This is a genomic window from Sphingomonas sp. GM_Shp_1, assembly GCF_026540895.1.
In the GTDB taxonomy this organism is placed as follows: Bacteria; Pseudomonadota; Alphaproteobacteria; order Sphingomonadales; family Sphingomonadaceae; genus Sphingomonas.
The window spans coordinates 1-21771 of the sequence record NZ_JALNUR010000045.1 but is presented as its reverse complement, the minus strand read 5'-3'; the positions used below and the strand labels follow the sequence as shown (position 1 = coordinate 21771).

The window sequence follows — 21771 nt, the reverse complement described above, 5'->3', positions numbered from 1 at the left end:
ATGGCGGCGCGGCCCGGTGGAGAGGGCCCTCCCCCACCCCCTCCCGCCTGCGGGAGGGGAGAGGAAAGCGGATGCGTTCGACTTTCCTCGCGAACGGTCAACAGCCTGACGCCGCCTCCGCCGCGAGGACGACGCCCCTCACCGACTCATCGAATAAGGCCGATCCTTCGACGCCACCGCCCAGGCCCGATCGGGCCGCGCCGCCATTTCGAACGCCAGCGTCCCGCCCGCCATGATCTCCTCATGCCGGATGAACCCGCGCGTCAGCTTCATTCCGTTCAACCGCACCGATCCGACATAGCGATGGGCCTCGCTCAAGCCCTCCGCCGTGATCGTGAAGCGCTTGCCGTTGGGCAGGTTCAGCACGGCGCGGTTCAGGAAAGGACGACCGATCACATATTGGTTGGTCCCCGGCGTGACCGGATAGAAACCCAGCGCCGTGAACGCCAGCCAGGCCGACATCTGGCCCAGATCGTCATTGCCCGACAGTCCGTCCGGCGTCGGCCTATACTGGCTGTCGACGATCTGCTTCAGCCGTTCCTGCGTCCGCCAGGGCTGCCCGGCATAGCTGTAGAGATAGGCGACATGGTGGCTGGGTTCGTTGCCATGGATATATTGGCCGATCAGCCCGGCGATATCCTCGGCATGGCTATAGTCGAGCTTGCTGTTGTCATAGTCGAACATCCGGTCGAGCTTGGCGACCACCGCCTTGTCGCCGCCCATCGTCCGGAACAGCCCGGCCTGATCCTGCGGCACGAACCAGCTATATTGCCAGGCATTACCCTCGGTATAATCGGAGCCATAGTTGATCGCGGTCGGATCGAACGGCACGCGCCAGGTGCCATCGGCCTTGCGGGCGCGCAGGAAACCGGTCTTCGCATCGAAGCTGTTGCGCCAGTTGCCCGCGCGCTTCGCGAAGTCGGCGGCGATGTCGCCCCGCCCCATCGCCGCCGCCATGCGCGCGATTGCCCAGTCGTCATAGGCATATTCGACCGTCTTGGACGCCGCCTCCGGCTCGCGGTCGATCGGGACGTAACCGCGCTTCATATACTCGCCCAGGCCGCCATAGGGCGCATAGCGCGCACTCGCGACCATCGCGTCCAGCGCGGCGTTAGCGTCGAACCCGCGAATACCCTTCAGATAGGCATCGGCGATGACCGGGACCGCGTGATAGCCGATCATCGTCCAGGTCTCGCGCCCATGGAACTGCCACACCGGCAATATGCCGTCGGGGCTGGCCTCCCGACTGGCGATCAGCGATCGGACGATTTCCGAATTGACCTGTTCCGGCTGGATCAGCGTCAACAGCGGATGCTCGGCGCGGAACGTATCCCAGAGCGAGAAGGTCGAGCGGAAGGTGAAACCCTCTGCCTTGTGGACCTGATCGTCGGGCCCGCGATAGCGACCATCGCCGTCGCTCCAGACGCTGGGGGCGAGCAGGCTGTGATAGAGCGCGGTGGCGACCATGCGGCGCATCGGCGCGGCGCCCTCCAACGCGACCGCGCCCAGCGCCTGGGTCCAGGCGGCGCGGGTCCGGTCGTGGATCGCATCGAAGCCGCCCGGCTCGCTGTCGAGATTGGCGATCGCCCCCGCCTCGTCCACGCCCGAGATCGCGACCTTCACCTCCAGCGGCTTGTCGAGCGTACCGAAGTCGAGCCGCGCCATCAGCGCGCGGCCCAGCCGCTCCGCCACCGCATCGCTGCCCCGTCCCGGCCCCTGAAAGCCCTTATAGGTCACGTCGGCCTCGCGATTGATCAGCGCATGGCCGGTCAGCGGCGCGGAAAAGCGCATCGCGAAGAAGAATTTGCGCCCCGGCGCCCAACCCCGGGTCTCGCGAAAACCGGTCAAGGTACCGTCGGGGCGAAGCCGCAACCCGGACCACAGGATCTTGCCGGGATAATTATAAAGCGACGACCGGAGATCGATGACGAGATGCGCGGCCTTGCCCGTGGGGAAGCCGTAACGATGCACCCCGGCCCGTGTCGCGGCGGTCATCTCGGCGCGGACGCCCGGCCCGTCCAGCGTCACCGCATAATAGCCGGGCCGCGCCTCCTCCGTCTCGTGCCGGAAGGGGGAGCGATAGCCGGGCTTGTCGACCGTGCCGGGATCCATCGGCACGCTGTCGCCGGACACCGGCATGACCAGCAGATCGCCCAGGTCCGAATGCCCCGCGCCCGAGAAATGGGTGTGGCTGAACCCCTGGATCGTCGGGTCGTCGTGGCGATAACCCGCAGCGTGAGCATAGCATTCGCGCAGCGCACACTGGGTGTCGGTATCGGGCGACAATTGGACCATGCCGAAGGGCGCCACCGCGCCGGGATAGGTATGGCCCTCGCCCCCCGTGCCGATGAACGGATCGACATCGTCGACCGTCGCCCGCTGTGCCGAGGCGCTGGCGGAGAGCATCGCCAGGACCAACATCATCCCCCGCACCGCCATCCACTCTCCCCTTTTCGCCGGATCGGGGCACCTTCCCCGATACGCGCGGCCTTGCCAAGGGGAAGGATGGATCGCGTCGCGACGCTAAACCCTTAATTTCGCGCCCGAACCGCGCGCACCGCTACCCCCGCGCCTCGCAAAAAAGCGGGCAACCGGCGGCGGCGAAGGGCCGCGTCGGGATCGGTTCGTGCAGGCATGTCGGGTAAGTGGCGGAGAGGGAGGGATTCGAACCCTCGGTACCGTTGCCGGTACGCCGCATTTCGAGTGCGGTGCATTCGACCACTCTGCCACCTCTCCGCGAGGACGATCCGTAGCGGCGCTGGTCCGCATGGGGCTGATCGATTGGAGGCGCGCTCCTAGATCAGCTTTTTATCCATTGCAAGCGCCTAAACTTGTGCGACGCGACAAAGGCATTAAATCAGGTCCATGGACCCTATCGACACCCTCCCCCAGCCCCCGAGCCAGGAAGCGCAAGCGCCGATCGTCGCGACCGCGCGGTTCGCGATCGGGGAGGTGGTGCGCCACCGCATGTTCGACATTCGCGGCGTGATCTTCGATGTCGACCCCGTCTTCGCCAATAGCGACGAATGGTATGACGCGATTCCCGAACGAATCCGCCCGGCCAAGGACCAGCCCTTCTACCATCTGCTCGCGGAGAATGCCGAATCGAGCTATGTCGCCTATGTCAGCCAACAGAATTTGCTGCACGACGACAGCGACGAGCCCATCGAGCATCCCGCCATCGACGGTCTGTTCACCGGCTATGCCGACGGACGCTATCTGTTGCGGCGCGAACACCGGCATTGATAGGGCGGGGATAGCGGCGGAGATCGCCGCCCGCCCGGCCCCGAAGGTTCGAAAATCCGAATCCTTGGTTGACAATCCGGCCGCCTTTGCCTAGCTGGCCTTTCTTTCCCGGTGGGCATTCCCGCGCGGGAGCCATGCATTTGGGAAGTGATGAGAGCCATGTTCGCAGTCGTGCGCACGGGCGGCAAGCAGTATCGCGTCGCCGCCGGAGATAAGATCGTCGTCGAGAAGATCGAGGGCGAAGCCGGCGCGTCGGTGACGCTGGGTGACGTTCTGCTGGCGGGCGAAGGCTCGGAGCTGAAGGCGGTCGACGGCATCACGGTCGCCGCCGAGATCATCGCTCAGGCGAAGGCCGACAAGGTCATCGTCTTCAAGAAGCGCCGTCGCCACAACTATCGTCGTCGCAACGGCCACCGTCAGCAGCACACGATCCTGAAGATCGTGTCGGTCGGCGCCTGAATTTCAGCCGCGCCACCCCAACGAAATCCAGGAGTAGTTCGCAATGGCACATAAGAAAGCAGGCGGTTCGTCGCGTAACGGTCGTGATTCGGCCGGCCGTCGCCTTGGCGTGAAGAAGTTCGGTGGCCAGGAAGCCATCGCCGGCAACATCCTCGTGCGTCAGCGCGGGACCAAGTTCTATCCGGGTCGCAACGTGGGCATGGGCAAGGACCATACCCTGTTCGCGCTCGTCGATGGCCGCGTCGCGTTCCACGAAGGCAAGCTCGGCCGTAAATTCTGCTCGGTCGAACTGGCCGCAGCGGCCGAATAATCGGGCAACCGCGCCGGGTTGCCCACCAGGGTGACCCGGGTTCCGCGCAGGAACCAGCAAAAAAGGGAGACGGGTCACCCCGGCTCCCTTTTTTTGTGCTCCCTCCAACCGCTTCGGTCCGCCTGTCTCCGTCCCGTCATCCGGACGTGGCAAGGCGCGGCCGACGCGACGAGGAGTTGTCGAGTGATGTTCGCGCGGACCGAAAGATTGTTGTTGCGGCCAGCCTGGCCGGAAGATGCCGCCCCCCTGGTCGAGGCCATCGGGCATGAGGCGATCGCCCGCATGGTGGCGCGGGTCCCCCACCCCTATCGCCACGCCGATGCCGAGCAGTGGCTGGCCCAGCCGCGTGGCGCGACCGAACCCCGGTTCCTGATCACCGCGCTGGATCGCGAGGCCGCGCCGGTGCTGATCGGCGGGATCGCGATCATCGCGGGCGATACGGGGCACGAGTTGGGCTATTGGCTGACGCCGTCCGCCTGGGGACGGGGCTATGCGACCGAGGCGGGTCGCGCGGTGATCGACATGGCACGGCACGCGCTGCCCATCGACCGGCTGGGCGCGTGGCATTTCGCGGACAATCCCGCCTCCGGCCATGTCCTGACCAAGCTGGGCTTCCGCCCGACCGGACAGCGCATGGCGCGGGCCTCGGCGGGGCGCGGCGGCCTGTCGCCCAGCATCCATTACGCCCTCGACCTGGACGGTGAGCGAAATCCGGCCATGCCGCTCGCCGCCTGATCAGGGCATGAGGGCCGCCCGGTTCGCGGCGCGGACGTGGTGATAGGGGGTTCGGCTCAGGCGGCTGGCCTGCCCCCTTACGAGCGGGCGGAGCCTCGGATCGCACATGGCTTTGGACGACACACCAACTCTCGCAGAGGTGTCTTATTCGTCGGGATTGCTGCGGACCGACCGCGCGCGGCGGATCGATTCCAGTGCACCTCCGCGCCTATGAAACGGGCGCGCGACAAACACTGAATGGATCGGCGGAGCCGTATCCGGTCACCCGACTCGCGCCATCCGCGAAGTCTTTCACCCACGACGACATGAACATCCGAAACGGACCTAACCAATTTGATCAGTCAAAAAGTCTAGGGAAAGGCCGAAAAGACCATATCGATCACTAATCTGCTTTGCCATTCCATTAATCCGGCGCGAAACCGGATTTTAGCTATTTGATAAGGGTTGAAGCCTTCTTGATGAAACGGCCAGTCTGTTTCGAGGGATCATCCTGGTGGCACGCAACCTCGCCGAGTCCATTATCGCCATCCCACCCCGCCGTCCGCGCCGGCCCTTTTGCCTGCCGCCCGACCATCGCGGCGTGGCCGTGGCGGAACTGGCGCTGACCCTGCCCGTGCTGCTGGCGCTGTTGATGGGGATCGTCGGTTTCGGCGATTATTTCCTGACCGCGCATCTCGTCCAACAGGCCGCAAATGACGCCGCGCGCGCGTCGCTTGCCGGTATCGACGCTGCGGAACGCAAGAGCATCGCGACGGACACGGCCTTGCGGGTGCTCGACGCGACCAGCGTGCTGCGCCGGGACCGGGGCCAGGTCGACACGTCGGAGGCGGACAATCTGATCACCGTGTCGATCCGCTATGACGCCTCCGCCGATCCGCTGCTCAACCTGCCCTTCGTGCCCATGCCGGCCCGCGTCCTGAAGGCCAAGGGCGTCGCGATGATCGGCGGGCTCTGATGTCGGCGCTGTGGCGGGATCGGCGCGGCGGCGTCAGCATCCTGACCGCGCTGGCGGCGATGGCGATGATCGGCTTCGCTGCGATGGGGATCGATATCGGCATGCTGACCCTGTCGCAGCGCCGGTTGCAGGGCGTCGCCGACCAAGCCGCACTCGCCGCCGCCGCGTCCGCCCCCGACCGGCGGGCAGAGGCGATCAACCGTATCGTCGCCGCGACCGGCCTTGCCAATGTCTCCACCAGCATCATGCCGGGGCGCTACAGTGCCGATCCCGCCCTGCCCCCCGCCAGCCGCTTCGTCGCCGGCAGCGATGCCGGCGCGATCCGCGTGGTCTTGAGCCAGCCCGTGCCGCTCTTCTTCGGTCGGGTTCTGACCGGCAGGAACACCAGCCCCGTCGCCGCCGACGCGGTGGCGCGGCGGATCGATCTGGCGAGTTTCTCGCTGGGCACGCGACTGCTCAACGTGCAAGGCGGCCTGCCCGGTGCGCTGCTGAACGGTCTGGCGGGCAGCGATCTGTCCTTGTCCTTCATGGACTATCAGGCGCTGGTCGGCGGGCGGATCGACCTGTTGCGGATGACCCGGTCGCTGGGGACGCGGATCGGCCTGACGGGTGCCAGCTTCGACACGATCTTGGCCGCCGACGTGACCCTGCCGACCCTGCTGAGCGCCATGGCCGACGCCACCGGCAATGCGGGCACCGCGACGCTGCTCCGCAACCTGTCGCTGCGGGTACCGGGGTCGAAAGTGCCGCTCAGCCGCCTGATCGATCTGGGGCCGCTGGGCGACCTGACCAGGGCCTCGTCGCGCGACCTGTTCGCGATGGACGCCTATTCGATGCTGCGCGAGTCGCTGTCGATCGCCAACGGCCAGCGGCAGGTCGCGCTCGACCTGGGGGCATCGGTGCCGGGGCTGTTGTCGACCAAGATAATGCTGGCGATCGGCGAGCGCCCCGCCAACTCGCCTTGGCTGGCGGTGGCGCAGGACGGATCGACCATCGTGCGGACCGCGCAGCAGCGGATGCTGATCGATACCCAGATCGGCCTGCCGCTGCTCGCCAATATCCAGTTGCCCATCTTCGTCGAGACGGCGGCGGCACAGGCCAGGCTGACCGGCATCACCTGCTCGGGGACGGGGCAGACGGTGACGATCGACGCGCTCCCCTCCCCCGGCACCGTCGCCATCGCCCAGATCGATCGCAGCCGCTTCGATGATATGAGCCGGTCGCCCATCACCGGCCCGGTGGCGCTGCTTCAGGTGGCACTGGTCAAGGTCATGGCCTATGCCCGTATCGACCTGGCGAGCGACAGCGCGTGGCAGCGCCTGACGTTCAACACTGCCGATATCGCCAATGCCACGCCGCGCACCGTCACCGCCAACTCGGCGATGCAGGGCATAGCGGGCTCGCTGATCGGCAAGCTCAGCCTGACCCTGGAGCCGTTCAGCCTGGGGCTGTCGGGCCTGACCGGCACGGTCGGCGCGGCGCTGGCTTCGGTCGCCCCCGCGCTAGACCTGCTGATCAACAGCCTGACCGATCTGCTGGGCGTGCATGTCGGGCAGGCCGATGTGACGGTGAACGGCGTCCGTTGCGGTGGAGCCACGCTCGTCGCCTGATCGCGCGCGTCCTATCCGGCGGGCTGGTCAGTCGGCGCGGTCAAGGGTAAAGGCGACGCCATGCATTTTCTCGACCAGGCCAAGATTTTCGTCCGTTCCGGCGCGGGCGGTCCCGGCGCCGTATCCTTCCGCCGTGAAAAATACATCGAATATGGCGGCCCCGACGGCGGCAATGGCGGCAAGGGCGGCGATATCATCTTCGAGGCGGTGGCCGGGCTGAACACGCTGATCGACTTCCGCTACACCCAGCATTTCCGGGCGCCGCGTGGTTCGGGCGGTTCGGGTTCCAACCGCACGGGCGGCGGCGGCGAGGATCTGGTCATCAAGGTGCCGGTGGGCACCCAGGTCCTGTCCGAAGACAAGGAAGAGGTGCTGCTCGACTTCACCAAGGTCGGCCAGCGCGAGGTGTTCCTGCGCGGCGGTGACGGCGGGCGCGGCAACGCCACCTACAAGACCTCGACCAACCGCGCGCCGCGCCAGCACGGCACCGGCTGGCCCAGCGAAGAGGCGTGGGTCTGGCTGCGGTTGAAGCTGCTCGCCGATGCGGGTCTGGTCGGCCTTCCCAATGCGGGCAAGTCGACCTTCATCAACGCGGTGACGAATGCCCAGGCCAAGGTCGGCGCCTATGCCTTCACCACCACCCGGCCGCAGTTGGGCGTGGTGCGGCATCGCGAGCGCGAGTTCGTCGTCGCCGACATCCCCGGCCTGATCGAGGGCGCGGCGGACGGGGCCGGGATCGGCGACCGCTTCCTGGGGCATATCGAGCGGTGCCAAGTGCTGCTGCATCTGGTCGATGCCAATGACAAGGATGTGGCGGAAAGCTACCGCATCGTCCGCGACGAACTGGAGGCCTATGGCGCGGGGCTGATCGAGAAGCCGCACATCATCGCGCTCAACAAGATCGACACGCTGGACGACGAACTGATCGAGGCGCTGTCCGCCGAACTGGCCGAGGCGAGCGGTGCGGACGTCATCCCGCTTTCGGGCGCGGCGGGGACCGGTGTGGACTGGGTGCTCGACAAGCTGTTGGAGGCGATCGGGCCGGGGCCGGACGCGGTGCCCGAGAATGACGAGGGCGAGGACGAGATCACATGGTCGCCGTTGTCCTGAGATATGGGGCGGTGGGCTCGGTGAGACACCCTGCCCCCCCCCATCCCCTCCCGCCTGCGGGAGGGGCGTGCCTGAGGCGAAAGCTAGCCCAAAAACCTCTCCCCTCCCGCAGGCGGGAGGGGCCGGGGGAGGGCATGGTGTCTCACCGAGACCGTCGCGCCCGATATTCCACCACCAAGACCACCCTCCGATGATCTTCCCCCCCACCACCTGCCAGCGGCTGATCGTCAAGGTCGGCTCTGCGCTCCTCGTCACGCCCGAGGGCGAAGTCCGTCGCGACTGGCTGACCGGCCTGGTCGCCGACATCGCCGTGCGCGTGCGGCAAGGGCAGCAGATCGCCATCGTCTCGTCGGGCGCCATCGCGCTGGGCGCGCGCCGCCTGGGCCTGCCCAAGGGTGGGCGCGCCAGCCTGGAGGATGCGCAGGCGGCCGCCGCGACCGGCCAGATCGCGCTCAGCCAGGCTTGGGCGGAGCTGCTCCACGCCGAAAACCTCACCGCCGCGCAGATGCTGGTGACGCTGGACGATCTGGAGGATCGCCGCCGTTACCTGAACGCCGCAGCGACGCTGGGGCGGCTGCTGGGCCTGGGCGTGGTGCCGGTCATCAACGAGAATGACAGCGTCGCCACCGAGGAAATCCGCTTCGGTGACAATGACCGGCTGGCGGCGCGGGTGGGTCAGGCGGCGGCGGCGAACGGCGTGTTGCTGCTCTCCGACGTGGACGGGCTGTACGACAGCAACCCGCACACCAACCCGGACGCGCGCCATATCGAGCGGGTCGAGCGCATCGACGCGGTCAGCGGCATGGCCGATGGCGGCTCGGCCTCGGGCATGGGATCGGGCGGCATGGTGTCGAAGATCGCCGCCGCGCGCATCGCGGTCAGCGCGGGGGCGCATCTCGCCATCGCATCGGGCCGGGTGGATTATCCGCTGTCGACGCCCGCGCGCCACACCCTGTTCGTCGCGGAAAGGAGTGCCCCCGCCCGCAAGGCGTGGCTGGCCGGTGGCCTCACCGCGCGCGGCGCGATCACCGTCGATGCGGGCGCGGCCAAGGCGCTGGCCGAGGGCAACAGCCTGCTCGCGGCGGGTGCGACCGCCGTGCAGGGGCATTTCGCGCGGGGCGATCTCGTCACCGTGGAGGGGCCGAACGGCACCATCGCCCGCGGCCTTAGCGAATATGATTCGACCGAGGCGCGCGCGCTGATCGGCACCCGCTCGGACCAGCAGGCGGACATATTGGGCCATGCCCCCCGCGCCGCGCTGATCCATCGCAACCATCTGGCCCTGCTATGATCGTCGCCGTGACGGGGGCGACCGGCTTTGTCGGTCGCGCGGTGGTGGACCGCGCCGCCGGTTCGGGGCTGTCGCTTCGTGCGCTCACCCGCCGGGCCCAGCCGTCGCGCGCCGGGATCACCTGGATCGCGGGCGCGCTCGACAAGCCGGAAAGCCTCGCCACGCTGGTCGAGGGGGCCGAGGCGGCGCTGCATATCGCAGGCGTGGTGAACGCGCCCGACCGGGACGGCTTCGTCGCGGGCAATATCGAGGGCACCCGCGCGATGGTGGAGGCGGCGAAGGCGGCGGGGATCCGGCGCTTCGTCCATGTCTCGTCGCTGTCCGCCCGCGAGCCCGGTCTGTCGGTCTATGGCTGGTCCAAGCGTGAGGCCGAGGACATCGTCATGGACAGCGGCCTCGACTGGACCATCGTCCGGCCGAGCGGGATCTATGGCCCGCACGACACCGAATGGCTGGACGTGTTCCGCACCGCCAGGCTCGGCCTTGCCCTGATGCCGCCCCCGGGCAGGCTGTCGCTGATCGCGGTGGAGGATTTCGCGCGGTTGTTGACCACGCTCGTCGCCGCCGATGGTCCGCGCAGCGTTCTGGAGGTCGATGACGGGCAGGCGCTGACCCATGCCGAACTGGCCCAGGCCATGGGCGCGGCGGTCGGGCGGCGGGTGATGGCCCTGCACCTGCCCAAGGGACTGCTGCAACTCGGCGCGCGGATCGACCGCCGGTTGCGAGGCAAGGGCGCCAAGCTGACCCCCGACCGGGTCGGCTATCTCTGCCATCCCGACTGGACCGCCGACCCGGCCAAACGGCCCGATCCGGCGCTGTGGGAGCCCGCCATAACGCTGGCCAAGGGGCTGGCCGACACGGCACGGTGGTATCGCGCCAACGGCTTGCTATAGCAGCGGACATCAAGCGGTCGAAAAGCCGCCGCATTTGGGTGCCACTGGCGCCCTCGAAAGGATCATCATGAGCGACCGCCAAGCCATTTTCGACACCGTCGCGGCCCAGATCGCCCCCTTCAACAAGAAGGGTGTGGCACTGACCGAGGCGACGACCTTCCAGGGCGACCTGGAGTGGGACAGCCTGACCGTGATGGACTTCGTCGCCGCGATCGAGGACGAATTCGACATCATCATCACGATGAACATGCAGGCCGAGATCGAGAATGTCGGCCAGCTCGTCGACGCGGTCGAAAAGCTCAAGCAAGCCTGATCGCCTTCAAACGGACACCGACATGACCGAAGCCGCTGCCCAGCCCCACGCCCTGCCCATGGACGCCCCCGCCGTCGCGCCCGAGCATGACCTGCTGTCCAAATTCGACGGCCTGATCGCCGAGCGGCAGAAGCTGCTCGATTCGGGCGTCACCGATCCTTTCGCGATCGTGATGGAACAGGTGAAGTCGCCCACCCAAGCGGTGATCCGCGGCAAGGACACGATCCTGCTCGGCACCTATAATTACATGGGCATGACCTTCGATCCGGACGTGATCGCGGCGGGCAAGACGGCGCTGGAGCGGTTCGGCTCGGGCACGAACGGCAGCCGGATGCTCAACGGCACCTTCCATGATCATATGGAAGTCGAACAGGCGCTGCGCGATTTCTATGGCACGACCGGCGCGATCGTCTTTTCGACCGGATACATGGCGAATCTGGGCATCATCTCGACGCTGGCGGGCAAGGGCGAATATGTCATCCTCGACGCCGACAGCCATGCGTCCATCTATGACGGCTGCCAGCAGGGCAATGCCGAGATCGTCCGCTTCCGCCACAATTCGGTCGAGGATCTCGACAAGCGGCTGGGCCGCCTGCCGAAGGAACCCGCCAAGCTGGTCGTGCTGGAGGGCGTCTATTCGATGCTGGGCGACATCGCCCCGCTGAAGGAGATGGTCGCGGTCGCCAAGAAGCACGGGTGCATGGTGCTGGTCGACGAAGCGCATTCGATGGGCTTTTTCGGCCCCAACGGACGCGGCGTGTACGAGGCGCAAGGGTTGGAAGGCCAGGTCGATTTCGTTGTCGGCACCTTCTCCAAGTCGGTCGGCACGGTCGGCGGCTTCGTCGTGTCCAACCATCCCAAGTTCGAGGCGGTCCGCCTCGCCTGCCGTCCCTATATCTTCACCGCCTCGCTGCCCCCCTCGGTGGTGGCGACCGCGACGACCTCGATCCGCAAGCTGATGACCGCGCACGACAAGCGCGAGCGGCTCTGGTCCAACGCCCGCGCGCTGCACGGCGGGTTGAAGGCGATGGGCTTCAAGCTGGGCACCGAGAATTGCGACAGCGCGATCGTCGCCGTCATCTTGGAGGATCAGGAACAGGCGGTGATCATGTGGCAGGCGCTGCTCGACGGCGGGCTGTACGTCAACATGGCGCGGCCGCCCGCGACTCCGGCGGGCACCTTCCTGCTCCGTTGTTCGATCTGTGCCGAGCATACGCCCGCCCAGATCGAGACGGTGCTGGGCATGTTCCGCGCAGCGGGCCAGGCGGTCGGCGTGATCGCCTGATCGCCCGGGCGCGCCCGGCTTTGCATTATCCGGTGGCTGGGATAGCGTAACGGCCGTGATCGAGCAGGATAATCTCGGAAAGGTCGGCCGCTGGCGGGCCTTTGCCCTGATCGCGATGGCGCTGGCCGGGGCGGTGACGCTGGCCATGCTGATCGTGACCTTGGGTCACGCCAATCGCGAACGCGACCGCGCGCTGGAGCGGCAGCGGCACAGTTACGAGGTGATGATCCTCGCCCGCACCCTGGCGGGCACGATCGCGCGGTCGGAGGCCTCGCTGGGCCGCTATGTGATCTCGGGTGACAGCAAGCTGGGCCAGCTTTACGTCGACGAATGGAATCTGGCGCGCGCGCAACTCGAACGGCTGGATATGCTGATCGAGGAGGCCAGCCAGCAGCGGCGCGTAGAGCAATTGCGCAAGGCCTATGAGGCGCGCGGCGAGGAATTGTCGGTCATCGCGCTGTCGACCACCTATCATCGCAACCGTCAGGCTTACGGTCTCTATTACCAGGCGCGACAGGCCGAGGCGCTGTTGCAGATCAACCGGCTGCTCACCGCGCTGATCGAGGGCGAGCGCGTGCTGCTCGACCAGCGCAGCACGGCGGCGCAGGAGACGGTGCTTCACTCCAACCGCATCGCCGGGGGACTGGTGATCTTCGGCATCGCGCTAGCGCTCGGCGCGATCCTGCTCGGCTGGCTGATGTTCCGCACGGTCGGCGAGCGGGCGGAGGCGCGCGCCGAGGCCTGGGCCGAACGCGCCCGTGCGGAGGAACTCGCCGCCGCCGTCGAGACCGCGACCGAAGAACTGAAGGTGCAGGAAGCCAAATTGCGCCAAGTCCAGAAGATGGATGCGCTGGGCCAGTTGACCGGCGGGATCGCGCATGATTTCAACAATATGCTGGCGGTCGTACTGGGCGGGCTGGAACTGGCGCGCCGGGCCGAGGATCGTGAGGTCAGCCTGCGCCACCTCGACAGCGCGACCGAAGGCGCACACCGCGCCGCCGCGCTGACCCGCCGCCTCCTGATGTTCAGCCGCGAGGAGGCGCTGACTCCCGAGGCGCTGGCCCCGCGCCAGTTGGTCAGCGGGATGCGCGACCTGCTCGACCGGACGCTGGGCGACGGGGTGAAGGTGACGGTGGAGGACGCGACCAGCGACTGGGCGATGTTCGGCGACCGGGTGCAAGTGGAAAACGCGATCCTGAACCTGGCGGTCAATGCGCGCGACGCGATGGACGGGCGCGGCGAACTGACGATCCGCACCGTCGAAACTCGGGTCGATGCCGACACCCTGCCCCGCGCCGCGGCGGGCGATTATGTCATGCTGTCGGTCACCGACACGGGCGCGGGCATGACCCCCGACGTCGCCGAGCGTGTGTTCGAGCCCTTCTTCACCACCAAGCCGGCCGGCAAAGGCACGGGCCTGGGCCTCAGCCAGATCTTTGGGCTGGTCGGCCAGATGGGCGGCGATGTGACGGTCCGCACCGCACCGGGTGCGGGAACGACGGTCAGCCTCTATTTCCCCCGCCATGTCGCGACGGCGGCCCCCACGCCCGTCGAGGCGACCAGTGCCACTCCGTCGCCGCAGGGGCTGGAAGCGCTGCGCATCCTGCTGGTCGAGGACGATCCCCGCGTGCTCGCCGCGACGATGGGGGCGTTGCGGGAACTGGGCCACGACCCGATCGCGTGCAGCGACCCGCGCGAGGCGGAAGGACTGCTTGCGCGACACCCCGGTATCTGCCTGATCGTGTCCGACGTGTTGATGCCGCACATGACCGGGCCGGAAATGATCGCGACCCTGCGTCCCCGTCATCCCGATATCGCCGTTCTGTTCGTCACCGGCTTTGCGGGCGATGTGCAGGCGGCCGGGTTCGAGGGGCATGAGGTGCTGCGCAAGCCGTTCACCTTGGCCGGACTGGAACGCGCGCTGGCGGCGGCGTTGAAGCGGGTGGCGGAAGGGCCGGTTTGCGCGGCGGCCTGAAGGCTGGCGGATGGCTCAGGCTGACCGGAGGGCGGGGACTATCCGGCAGGGACAAGGTGCAATGCCCCGCCCCCCGTTCGCGCTGAGCGAAGTCGAAGCGCACGCCACGCTCTTGGCACTTCGGGCTCCGCCCGACCGAACCCACCGAGATCCCTCCAGAAAATGCCGAACCGCAAACAAGGGGTGACGCGCCCTGCCCGCCCTCGTATAGCCATGGCCGTTTTATCGCGCGAGTGATGTTCCCCGCATGAAGTCCCCCGCATGAAGTCGATCGATCGCTACATGGCCCGGCTGATCGCGTTGCCGCTGTTCGCGACGTTGCTCATCTCGGCGATGCTGCTGGTGCTCGATCGCATCCGCCGCCTGTTCGAGTTCGTCGCGACCGAGGGCGGGCCGATCAGCGTGGTGTGGCGGATGCTCGCCAATCTGCTGCCCGAATATCTGGGGCTGGGCATTCCGATCGGGCTGATGCTGGGGATCCTGCTCGCCTTTCGCCGCCTCGCCACCTCGTCCGAACTGGACGTGATGCGCGGCGTGGGCATGAGCTACACCAGGCTGCTGCGCGTGCCGTATATGTACGCCATCGTGCTGGCCGCGCTGAACCTGGCGATTGTCGGCTATATCCAGCCGGTCGCGCGCTATTATTACGAAGGGCTTCGCTACGAGCTGCGCACCGGCGCTCTCGGCGCGTCGATCAAGGTCGGCGAGTTCACCCATCTGGGCGACCGCATGACCCTGCGCATCGAAGAGAGCCGCGACAGCGGGCGCGACCTGTCGGGCATCTTCGTCCATGCCAACACGTCCAAGGGCGACTGGATCGGCGTCACGGCGGAGCGCGGGCGCTTCCTGGCGACCGACGACCCCAACGTCATCATCTTCCGCCTGACGAACGGCACGCTGATCCACAACCGGCCCGAGTTCAAGGCGCCGCGCGTCCTGACCTTCTCCAGCCATGACCTGCCGATCGACCTGCCCAAGTTCGACAATTTCCGACAGCGCGGCGGCCGGGACCTGGAGTTCACCCTGCCCGAGCTCGCCCGCCACGGCAAGGAAGCGCAAAGCGCGGAGGCCCGGGCGGGAAGCCGTGCCGAATTCCACTTCCGCGTGGTCGAGGTGGTGACGATGTTCCTGTTGCCGCTGCTGGCGGTGTCGCTGGGCATCCCGCCCAAGCGATCGACCTCCGCACTGGGCGTGTTCCTGTCGATCGTGATGCTCGTCACCTATTTCAAGGTCAACCAATATGCCGCCGATATCGGCGCGCTGGGCCGGGTCAATCCCGCGCTGGCGCTCTGGGGGCCGTTCACCGTCTTCGCCGGGTTGGTGCTCTGGATGTATTATGTGACCGCCTATGTGCCCGGCGGCCAGCCGATCGGCGCGCTGGAACGCGGCGTGGCGAAGCTTGCCAAGGCGATCGGTCGCTGGCTGCCCGGTCGCCGCCGGAAGAAGGCGATGGCGGCATGACCCTGTCCAACATCTTCCCGTCGCGGACCATCGCCATCTACATGGCGAAGATGTTCCTGATCCGCACCTTCGCGATCCTGTTCGCGGTGGCGCTGGTGCTCCAGACGCTCGACGTGTTGAGCGAGTCCGGCGCGGTGCTCGCCGCACCGGGCAACGGACAGGCGCAGGTGTGGCGCTATGTCTCGCTCCGTGCGCCGCAGATCATATCCTTCCTGCTGCCCTTTTCCGTGCTGCTGGGCACGATCCTGACCTTCTTCACGATGAACCAGAATTCGGAGGTCATCGCGTTGAAGGCGGCGGGCATGTCGGCGCATCAGGTGCTGGCGCCGCTGCTGGTCGCCAGTGCGGGCGTCGCGGTGCTAAGCTTCGCCTTCAACGACCGGATCGTGCCGCGTGCCAGTGCGACGCTGAGCGCCTGGCAGAAGGTCGAATATGGCCCGCTGCCCATCGACAGCGGCGACCGGGCCAATGTCTGGGTCCGCGACGGCGACGACCTGATCTCGGTCGACCTGATCCAGGGGCGCGGGGCGAAGACGCAACTGGGCGGCGTGACGCTCTATGACCGGACCGGGGGCAATCTCCAGGCGATCGTGCGGGCCCCGCGCGGGCAGCGCGCCGGCGATGGCTGGCGGATCGGCCCGGTGACGCGGTTCGAGGTGGCATCGGGCAAGCTGACCACCATGCCCTCGCTGGTCATCGGGCGCGGCGTGACGCCCGAGCAACTGACGCTCGCCAGCGTCAATGCCGACAGCCTGTCCTTCGGCGCGCTGTCGAACGCGATCGACGATCTGCGCGAGGCGGGCCGCCCGACCAAGTCGCTGGAAGGATCGCTCTGGCACAAGCTGTCCGCGCCGATGTCGGCGGTGCTGATGCCGCTGCTGGGCGCGGTCGCCGCCTTCGGTATCGCACGCTCGGGCAAGCTGTTCGTCCGGGCGGTGATCGGCATGGCGCTGGGCTTCGCCTATTTCGTCGCGGACAATTTCTCGATGGCGATGGGCGACCTGGGGGCCTACCCCCCGTTCCTCGCCGCCTGGGCACCGATTTTGCTGTTCTTCCTGATCGGCGAGGCGGTGCTGTTCCGGACGGAGGAGTAAGGCGGGGCCTGCCCCTACTTGTTCGCACTGAGCGAAGTCGAAGTGCACGCCCCCAGGCATCGCGGCTTGGCGAGCGGAGTCCCGTGGCCTTCGACTTCGCTCAGGCTGAACGGAGGTTTGGAAGGGGTGTCATAATCTCCACCGCCCGTTCACGCTGAGCGAAGTCGAAGCGTACGCCCCGGCCGTCGCCCAGCAACGGAACCTTATTTCCCCCGGCGGATCGTGCTCAGGCCGATCTTCGCCACCAGCCCCGGCAGCCCCTTGTAGCTCGCCTTGTGATAGGGCGAATCCGGCTCCAGCGCCGCGCTGATCCGGCGATGCGCCTCGCCCAGCGAGTGGTAGGGCAGCGACGGCAGCAGATGGTGCAGCGCGTGGTAACGCAGACCGACCGGCGCCCACAGGCCCGGCAGCAACGCGGGCGGGGGCACGTTGACCGAGTCCAGATACTGGGCGGTCACCGTCATCTGCTCGCCCTCATTCTCCCAGAGATGCGCGACCAGCGTGCGGACCTGGTTGAGCACCGCGACCGCAGAGCCGATGGCGAAGCCGATGCCGAAGCCACGCAGCGAGATGACCCCCGTCGCGACCATCGCCACCAGCGCGATCGCCCAGATCGAGGCCGCCGCATCGGTCCGGTTGAACCGCACCAGCGCCTCGCCCTCGGGCATGCGGCGGCGGAATTGCGGGTTGATCGCCAGCGCCGAGTAACGCTCGACCACCATTTTGCGCAGCCCCGGAATCACCCAGGACAAGGGCGACAGGATCGCGAACCGGATCAGCAGACCCAGCGGGGCCAGCGCCGACACCAGGATGAACACCGGCAGTGTCCACGGCTTCATCAGCGCCAGCGGCAGATATTCGGGATCATCGGCGGTGCCATAGCGCGTCTTGGCATGGTGCAGATTATGCACCCCCTCATACATGAAGGCGGGCGTCAGCAGCGGCACGCCGACCAGCGCGTTCCAGCCGGTCCGGAAGCCCGGCAGCGCCGAATGCTTCATATGGCTGACCTCATGGATGAACAGCAGCGCACGGTACAGCGCCAGCACCGCGACCACCGACGCCACGACGATCACGCCCGTCGACGCCGCCGTCACCGCTACGGCAAGCGCGGCATAGCCGACCAGCGCACTGCCCGCCATGTCCGCCCAATAGAGCCGGGGTTTCGGCGCGATCAGGTCGCGCGTCATCTCGGCGGCGGCGCGCAGCATCGCCTTGTCGTCGGCGATGGGCAGGCGCGCCTGGCGCGGGACGGCGGCGGCACCGGGGCCGCGTTCGAAAGAAAGCGTCGATTCCATAACTCTATCCTTTGCCCCCATATAGTGGCGACACGGTGGCATTCCCACGGCGGCGAATGACGGAATCCTCACTCGCTATGATCGACCAAGACGGTTAGGAAACGACTTTCATATCCATCGCTGGACCGTCCGCCTATGTCGCTCTCCATCCGCCCGGTCGTCACCAAGGGCGATCGCAAGACCTTCGTGGACTTTCCCTTCGGCCTGTACGCGGACGATCCGCACTGGGTTCCGCCGCTGAAGGGCGAGGCGCTGGGTCTGATCACGCCGGAGAAGAATGGCTGGTACAGCCATGCCAAGGCGCAGCTTTTCCTGGCCGAGGAGAATGGCAAGGTCGTCGGGCGCATCTCCGCGCATCTCGACACGCTGGCGCTGGAGATGGACCCGTCGAAGGGCTTCGGGCCGGGCGTCGGCTTCTGGGGCCTGATGGACGCGGTCAGCGAGGACGTGTTCAAGGCGCTGCTGTCCACTGCCGAGGGCTGGCTGCGCGAACAGGGTATGACCCGCGCGATCGGCCCGGTGTCGCAGTCGGTGTGGGAAGAACCCGGCCTGCTGGTCCAGGGGTTCGATCAGGACCCGACGATTATGATGGGCCATGCGCGGCCCGAATATCAGGGCTGGATCGAGGCGGCGGGCTATGGCGTCATCAAGCAGCTCTTCACCTATGAGCTGGACATCACGCAGGAATTTCCGCCGATCGTCCAGCGGATCATCAAGTCGGGCGAGAAGAACGAGCGCATCCGCGTCCGCGAGGTGAACAAGGCCAGGTTCGAGGAGGAGGCCGCGATCATCCTGAGCATCCTGAACGATGCATGGTCGGACAATTGGGGCTTCATCCCGCTGACCCCGCCCGAAATCAAGGATGTCGGCGTCAAGCTGAAGCCGATCGTGTTCAACGACCTGATCCGCATCGCCGAGTTGGACGGCAAGCCGGTCGCCTTCATGATCACGCTCCCCGACCTGAACGAGGCGATCAAGCCGCTCAAGGGCAGCCTGCTTCCCTTCGGCTGGGCAAAACTGCTGCTGTGGCTGCGCGCGCCCAAGGTGCGGACGATGCGCGTGCCCCTGATGGGCGTGGTCAAGGAACTCCAGTCGTCGCGCATGGCGAGCCAGCTGGCCTTCATGATGATCGAATATATCCGCCGCGCCTCGATTCAGCGTTACGGCGCGTCGCGCGGCGAAATCGGCTGGATCCTCGACGACAATCAGGGGATGCGCTCGATCGCCGAGACCATCAAGAGCGACGTCAACAAGACCTATAACGTCTACGCCCGCGACCTGGGCTGACGGACGACGGGCGGGGCCGCCCGACCGGGGCGGCCCCCACCCTTTCCCCTCACTTGTTGCGGCCGATATAGTCGAGCGGATCGACGCCGTTCCACAACCACTGCTTGCGCGTCTTGCAGACCTTGCCGCGCATGATGTGGTCTTCCTGGACGTTCAGGAAGCAGTAGCGGGGCGGCTTGGCAGCGGCGACCGGTGCCGTCGGCAGCGCGGAGGCTTCGACGGGCGCCGGGGCGGGCTTGGCGACATCGTCGCGGGGTGACGGAGCCGACAGAGCGGCGGCGGTGGCGAGCAGAGCGAACATCATCGGGATTCTCCGGTTTTCGAGGGGGGATCAGCGGCGCGCGATGCGGCCGGTCGGAACCTGGCCTTCGAGGGCGATCCATTCGTCCGCCGTGTGGCAGACCTTGGTCGGAATGCGCGAACCGGTCAGGCGCTCGACGACGCAGTAGCGGGTCGAAGCCGAAACGGGGGCGGGCGACGCGCCGCCCTCCGCCGTCACGGCGACCGTGTTCAAGGTGATGGTCGGCGACGCTAGGGGCTCACGGCCCGGCGCGGCGGCGGACAAGGTCGATGCGATCAGCAATGTCAGTAGCATGGTTGGTAACTCCCTGAAGCCGGATCACCCCGGCATGTGAGTTACTGCATTAGTCATGCCACACAGCAAAAACGTCGGATTTCAGAGGTTTACGTTTTTGCCGCCCGGTGTTTTTTGCTGATTCCTGGTAATTTTCGCCGATCCATCGGCAAAACGCGCCGCTCGATAGTCGCGCGCGGAGGCGGTGACGATTGGAAGGCTTGCGGCGACACAGATTGTCGGCAGCGACAGTCGCGCGTCCGAAAAAAATTTCACTTTCCCAAGAAGCGGCAAGCCACCCTTTAAAGACTAGGCCACGGACCCAGAGTCTATTGCCCCAAACAAGGCAGCAACTTCCACTGTTCCGTGTAAACGACCAATGCGACAGATCGGTGGATCTACGATGACATATTGATGGCGTTATTGCGAAAATCTCGCAGATGATCCCGCGTTTGTCGCGAAATTGTCACCGCCTGCTGCGAACAGGGGCGGCATCGTCGCACAACGGGATGCCCCTTCGATGGCAACGCAGATGAGTACCGCCAGCGTCACCAAGGCCTATGACCGCTGGTCGCCTGTCTATGACCTGGTCTTCGGCCCCGTCTTCAAAAAAGGCCGCTCCGCCGCCATCGTCGCCGCCGAGCGGATCGGCGGGCGGATCATCGAGGTCGGGGTCGGCACCGGCATTTCGCTGCCCCAATATTCGAACCGCAACCGCATCGTCGGCGTCGACCTGTCCGAGCCGATGCTCGACAAGGCGCGCGAGCGGGTGCGGAATGGCAATCTGACCCATGTCGAGCAGATCGCTTATGGCGATGCCGAGGCGCTGCAATTCGCCGACAACAGCTTCGACGTGGTGGTCGCGCAGTACGTCATCACCGCCGTGCCCAATCCGGAAAAGGCGCTGGACGAATTCGCCCGCATCTGCCGCCCCGGCGGCGAGATCGTCATCACCACCCGCGTCGGCGCGGGCGACGGCTTGCGTGGACGGATCGAGAAGACGCTGATGCCGATCACCAGCCGCTTGGGTTTCCGCACCGACTTCCCGTTCGAGCGCTATACCGACTGGGCGGCGACGCGCGACGATGTCGAACTGGTCGAAAGCCGCCCCCTGCCCCCACTCGGCCATTTCTCGCTGGTCCGCTTCGCCAAGCGCCAGCCCTTCCTCCAAGGACAAGTCCAATGACGGGTTTCCGCGCGCAGCTCGCCGAACAGCGGTGGGACGATCATCGCTATTATCACCACAGCCTGGTCAACCAGAGCCTGCACTTCGTCAGCGCCTGTACCTTCCTGACCGCCTATGTGCTGTTGTTCATCGACCCGGCAGTGGCCAGCCTGCTCGCCTGGGGCGTCGCGATGACCAGCCGCCAAGCCGGGCATTTCTTCTTCGAGCCCAAGGGCTATGACCATGTGAACAAGGCCAGCCACGAGCATAAGGAAGAGATCAAGGTCGGCTATAACCTGGCCCGCAAATATGTGCTGATGGGCATCTGGGGCGCGATCCCGGTCGTGTTGCTGGTCCAGCCGACCTTGTTCGGCACGCTGGAGAACCCCGAGGGCTTCATGGGTTATCTGCGCCATGTCGGCATCGGCTGGCTGGGTCTGGGCGTGAGCGCGATCGTGGTGCGCGTGATGCAGCTCTGGGTGCAGCGCGATCTGGAGACCGGGCTGGTCTGGGCGACCAAGATCGTCACCGACCCGTTCAACGACTTCAAGATGTACAAGAGCGCGCCGCGCCGTCTGATGAAAGGCGAGCGGATGGATCATCACGATGCCGATGACTTCGAGGATCTGAAGGCGGCGTGATTTTACCGATCATGAACGACAGGGCGGCGGTTCGATAAGAACCGCTGCCCTTCTTTTTCTCCCCTCCCG

The 21771-nt window shown here is 66.6% G+C and carries 22 protein-coding genes and 1 tRNA gene; 17 read left to right on the top strand and 6 right to left on the bottom strand.

Annotation, left to right across the window (positions count from 1 at the left end; all coding sequences use genetic code 11):
* Positions 1-138: 138 nt before the first annotated feature.
* Positions 139-2424: a GH92 family glycosyl hydrolase gene (locus OXQ33_RS16010; protein ID WP_267435674.1), complete on the bottom strand. Its 2286-nt coding sequence runs from the start codon at positions 2422-2424 to the stop codon at positions 139-141.
* A 222-nt stretch (positions 2425-2646) separates the two neighbouring features.
* Positions 2647-2736: transfer RNA gene (locus OXQ33_RS16005), tRNA-Ser, on the bottom strand.
* A gap of 129 nt (positions 2737-2865) precedes the next feature.
* On the opposite strand from OXQ33_RS16005, the gene hspQ reads away from it, so the two are divergent.
* The 14 genes from hspQ (at position 2866) to lptG (ending at position 16737) form a co-directional block, all read left to right on the top strand.
* Positions 2866-3246 carry a heat shock protein HspQ gene (gene hspQ, locus OXQ33_RS16000; protein ID WP_267435673.1) on the top strand — a complete coding sequence of 127 codons (381 nt, stop codon included), beginning with the start codon at positions 2866-2868 and terminating at the stop codon, positions 3244-3246.
* Positions 3247-3405: 159 nt separating this feature from the next.
* The gene (gene rplU / locus OXQ33_RS15995; protein WP_007405484.1) at positions 3406-3705 is read left to right on the top strand and encodes a 50S ribosomal protein L21; all 300 of its coding nucleotides are present in this window, start codon (positions 3406-3408) and stop codon (positions 3703-3705) included.
* Between the two features lie 43 nt (positions 3706-3748).
* Positions 3749-4015, top strand: coding sequence for a 50S ribosomal protein L27 (rpmA, locus tag OXQ33_RS15990; RefSeq protein WP_042486007.1), 267 nt, complete (start codon positions 3749-3751; stop codon positions 4013-4015).
* Between the two features lie 186 nt (positions 4016-4201).
* Positions 4202-4750 (top strand): GNAT family N-acetyltransferase, encoded by a 549-nt coding sequence (locus OXQ33_RS15985; RefSeq protein ID WP_267435675.1) that lies wholly within the window; start codon positions 4202-4204, stop codon positions 4748-4750.
* 493 nt (positions 4751-5243) lie between these two features.
* Positions 5244-5705 (top strand): TadE/TadG family type IV pilus assembly protein, encoded by a 462-nt coding sequence (locus OXQ33_RS15980; protein WP_267435672.1) that lies wholly within the window; start codon positions 5244-5246, stop codon positions 5703-5705.
* Entirely contained in the window at positions 5705-7315 is a 1611-nt protein-coding gene (locus OXQ33_RS15975; RefSeq protein WP_267435670.1) for a pilus assembly protein TadG-related protein, read from the top strand. Before OXQ33_RS15980 ends, OXQ33_RS15975 begins: the two co-directional genes overlap by 1 nt.
* A 60-nt stretch (positions 7316-7375) precedes the next feature.
* Complete coding sequence (obgE, locus tag OXQ33_RS15970; protein WP_267435669.1) at positions 7376-8425, top strand: GTPase ObgE; 1050 nt, start codon at positions 7376-7378, stop codon at positions 8423-8425.
* Between the two features lie 190 nt (positions 8426-8615).
* Positions 8616-9716: a glutamate 5-kinase gene (proB, locus tag OXQ33_RS15965; protein ID WP_267435668.1), complete on the top strand. Its 1101-nt coding sequence runs from the start codon at positions 8616-8618 to the stop codon at positions 9714-9716.
* A complete protein-coding gene (locus tag OXQ33_RS15960) occupies positions 9713-10609 on the top strand; it encodes an NAD(P)H-binding protein (protein WP_267435667.1) in 897 nt (298 codons plus the stop codon). Before proB ends, OXQ33_RS15960 begins: the two co-directional genes overlap by 4 nt.
* Before the next feature lie 67 nt (positions 10610-10676).
* Entirely contained in the window at positions 10677-10922 is a 246-nt protein-coding gene (locus tag OXQ33_RS15955; RefSeq protein WP_058718202.1) for an acyl carrier protein, read from the top strand.
* A 22-nt stretch (positions 10923-10944) separates the two neighbouring features.
* Complete coding sequence (locus OXQ33_RS15950) at positions 10945-12207, top strand: aminotransferase class I/II-fold pyridoxal phosphate-dependent enzyme (RefSeq protein ID WP_267435666.1); 1263 nt, start codon at positions 10945-10947, stop codon at positions 12205-12207.
* Between the two features lie 55 nt (positions 12208-12262).
* A complete protein-coding gene (locus OXQ33_RS15945; RefSeq protein WP_267435665.1) occupies positions 12263-14182 on the top strand; it encodes an ATP-binding protein in 1920 nt (639 codons plus the stop codon).
* Positions 14183-14443: 261 nt separating this feature from the next.
* The gene (gene lptF / locus OXQ33_RS15940; protein WP_267435664.1) at positions 14444-15643 is read left to right on the top strand and encodes an LPS export ABC transporter permease LptF; all 1200 of its coding nucleotides are present in this window, start codon (positions 14444-14446) and stop codon (positions 15641-15643) included.
* On the top strand, positions 15640-16737 hold the full coding sequence (lptG, locus tag OXQ33_RS15935; protein WP_267435663.1) for an LPS export ABC transporter permease LptG: 1098 nt from the start codon (positions 15640-15642) through the stop codon (positions 16735-16737). The genes lptF and lptG overlap by 4 nt, the downstream gene beginning before the upstream one ends.
* A 203-nt stretch (positions 16738-16940) precedes the next feature.
* On the opposite strand, the gene OXQ33_RS15930 is transcribed toward lptG, so the two are convergent.
* A complete protein-coding gene (locus OXQ33_RS15930; protein WP_267435662.1) occupies positions 16941-18035 on the bottom strand; it encodes a fatty acid desaturase in 1095 nt (364 codons plus the stop codon).
* Positions 18036-18170: 135 nt separating this feature from the next.
* On the opposite strand from OXQ33_RS15930, the gene OXQ33_RS15925 reads away from it, so the two are divergent.
* Entirely contained in the window at positions 18171-19322 is a 1152-nt protein-coding gene (locus OXQ33_RS15925; protein WP_267435661.1) for an N-acetyltransferase, read from the top strand.
* Positions 19323-19371: 49 nt separating this feature from the next.
* On the opposite strand, the gene OXQ33_RS15920 is transcribed toward OXQ33_RS15925, so the two are convergent.
* The 3 genes from OXQ33_RS15920 to OXQ33_RS15910 form a co-directional block, all read right to left on the bottom strand.
* Entirely contained in the window at positions 19372-19626 is a 255-nt protein-coding gene (locus OXQ33_RS15920) for a hypothetical protein (protein WP_267435660.1), read from the bottom strand.
* A 27-nt stretch (positions 19627-19653) separates the two neighbouring features.
* Positions 19654-19917, bottom strand: a complete 264-nt coding sequence (locus OXQ33_RS15915; protein ID WP_267435659.1) for a hypothetical protein — start codon at positions 19915-19917, stop codon at positions 19654-19656.
* Between the two features lie 81 nt (positions 19918-19998).
* Positions 19999-20172: a hypothetical protein gene (locus tag OXQ33_RS15910; protein WP_267435658.1), complete on the bottom strand. Its 174-nt coding sequence runs from the start codon at positions 20170-20172 to the stop codon at positions 19999-20001.
* A gap of 256 nt (positions 20173-20428) precedes the next feature.
* Between OXQ33_RS15910 and OXQ33_RS15905 the strand changes: the two genes are divergently transcribed.
* Positions 20429-21082: a methyltransferase domain-containing protein gene (locus tag OXQ33_RS15905; RefSeq protein WP_267435657.1), complete on the top strand. Its 654-nt coding sequence runs from the start codon at positions 20429-20431 to the stop codon at positions 21080-21082.
* Positions 21079-21702: a hypothetical protein gene (locus OXQ33_RS15900; protein WP_267435656.1), complete on the top strand. Its 624-nt coding sequence runs from the start codon at positions 21079-21081 to the stop codon at positions 21700-21702. Before OXQ33_RS15905 ends, OXQ33_RS15900 begins: the two co-directional genes overlap by 4 nt.
* The last annotated feature ends 69 nt before the right edge of the window (positions 21703-21771 follow it).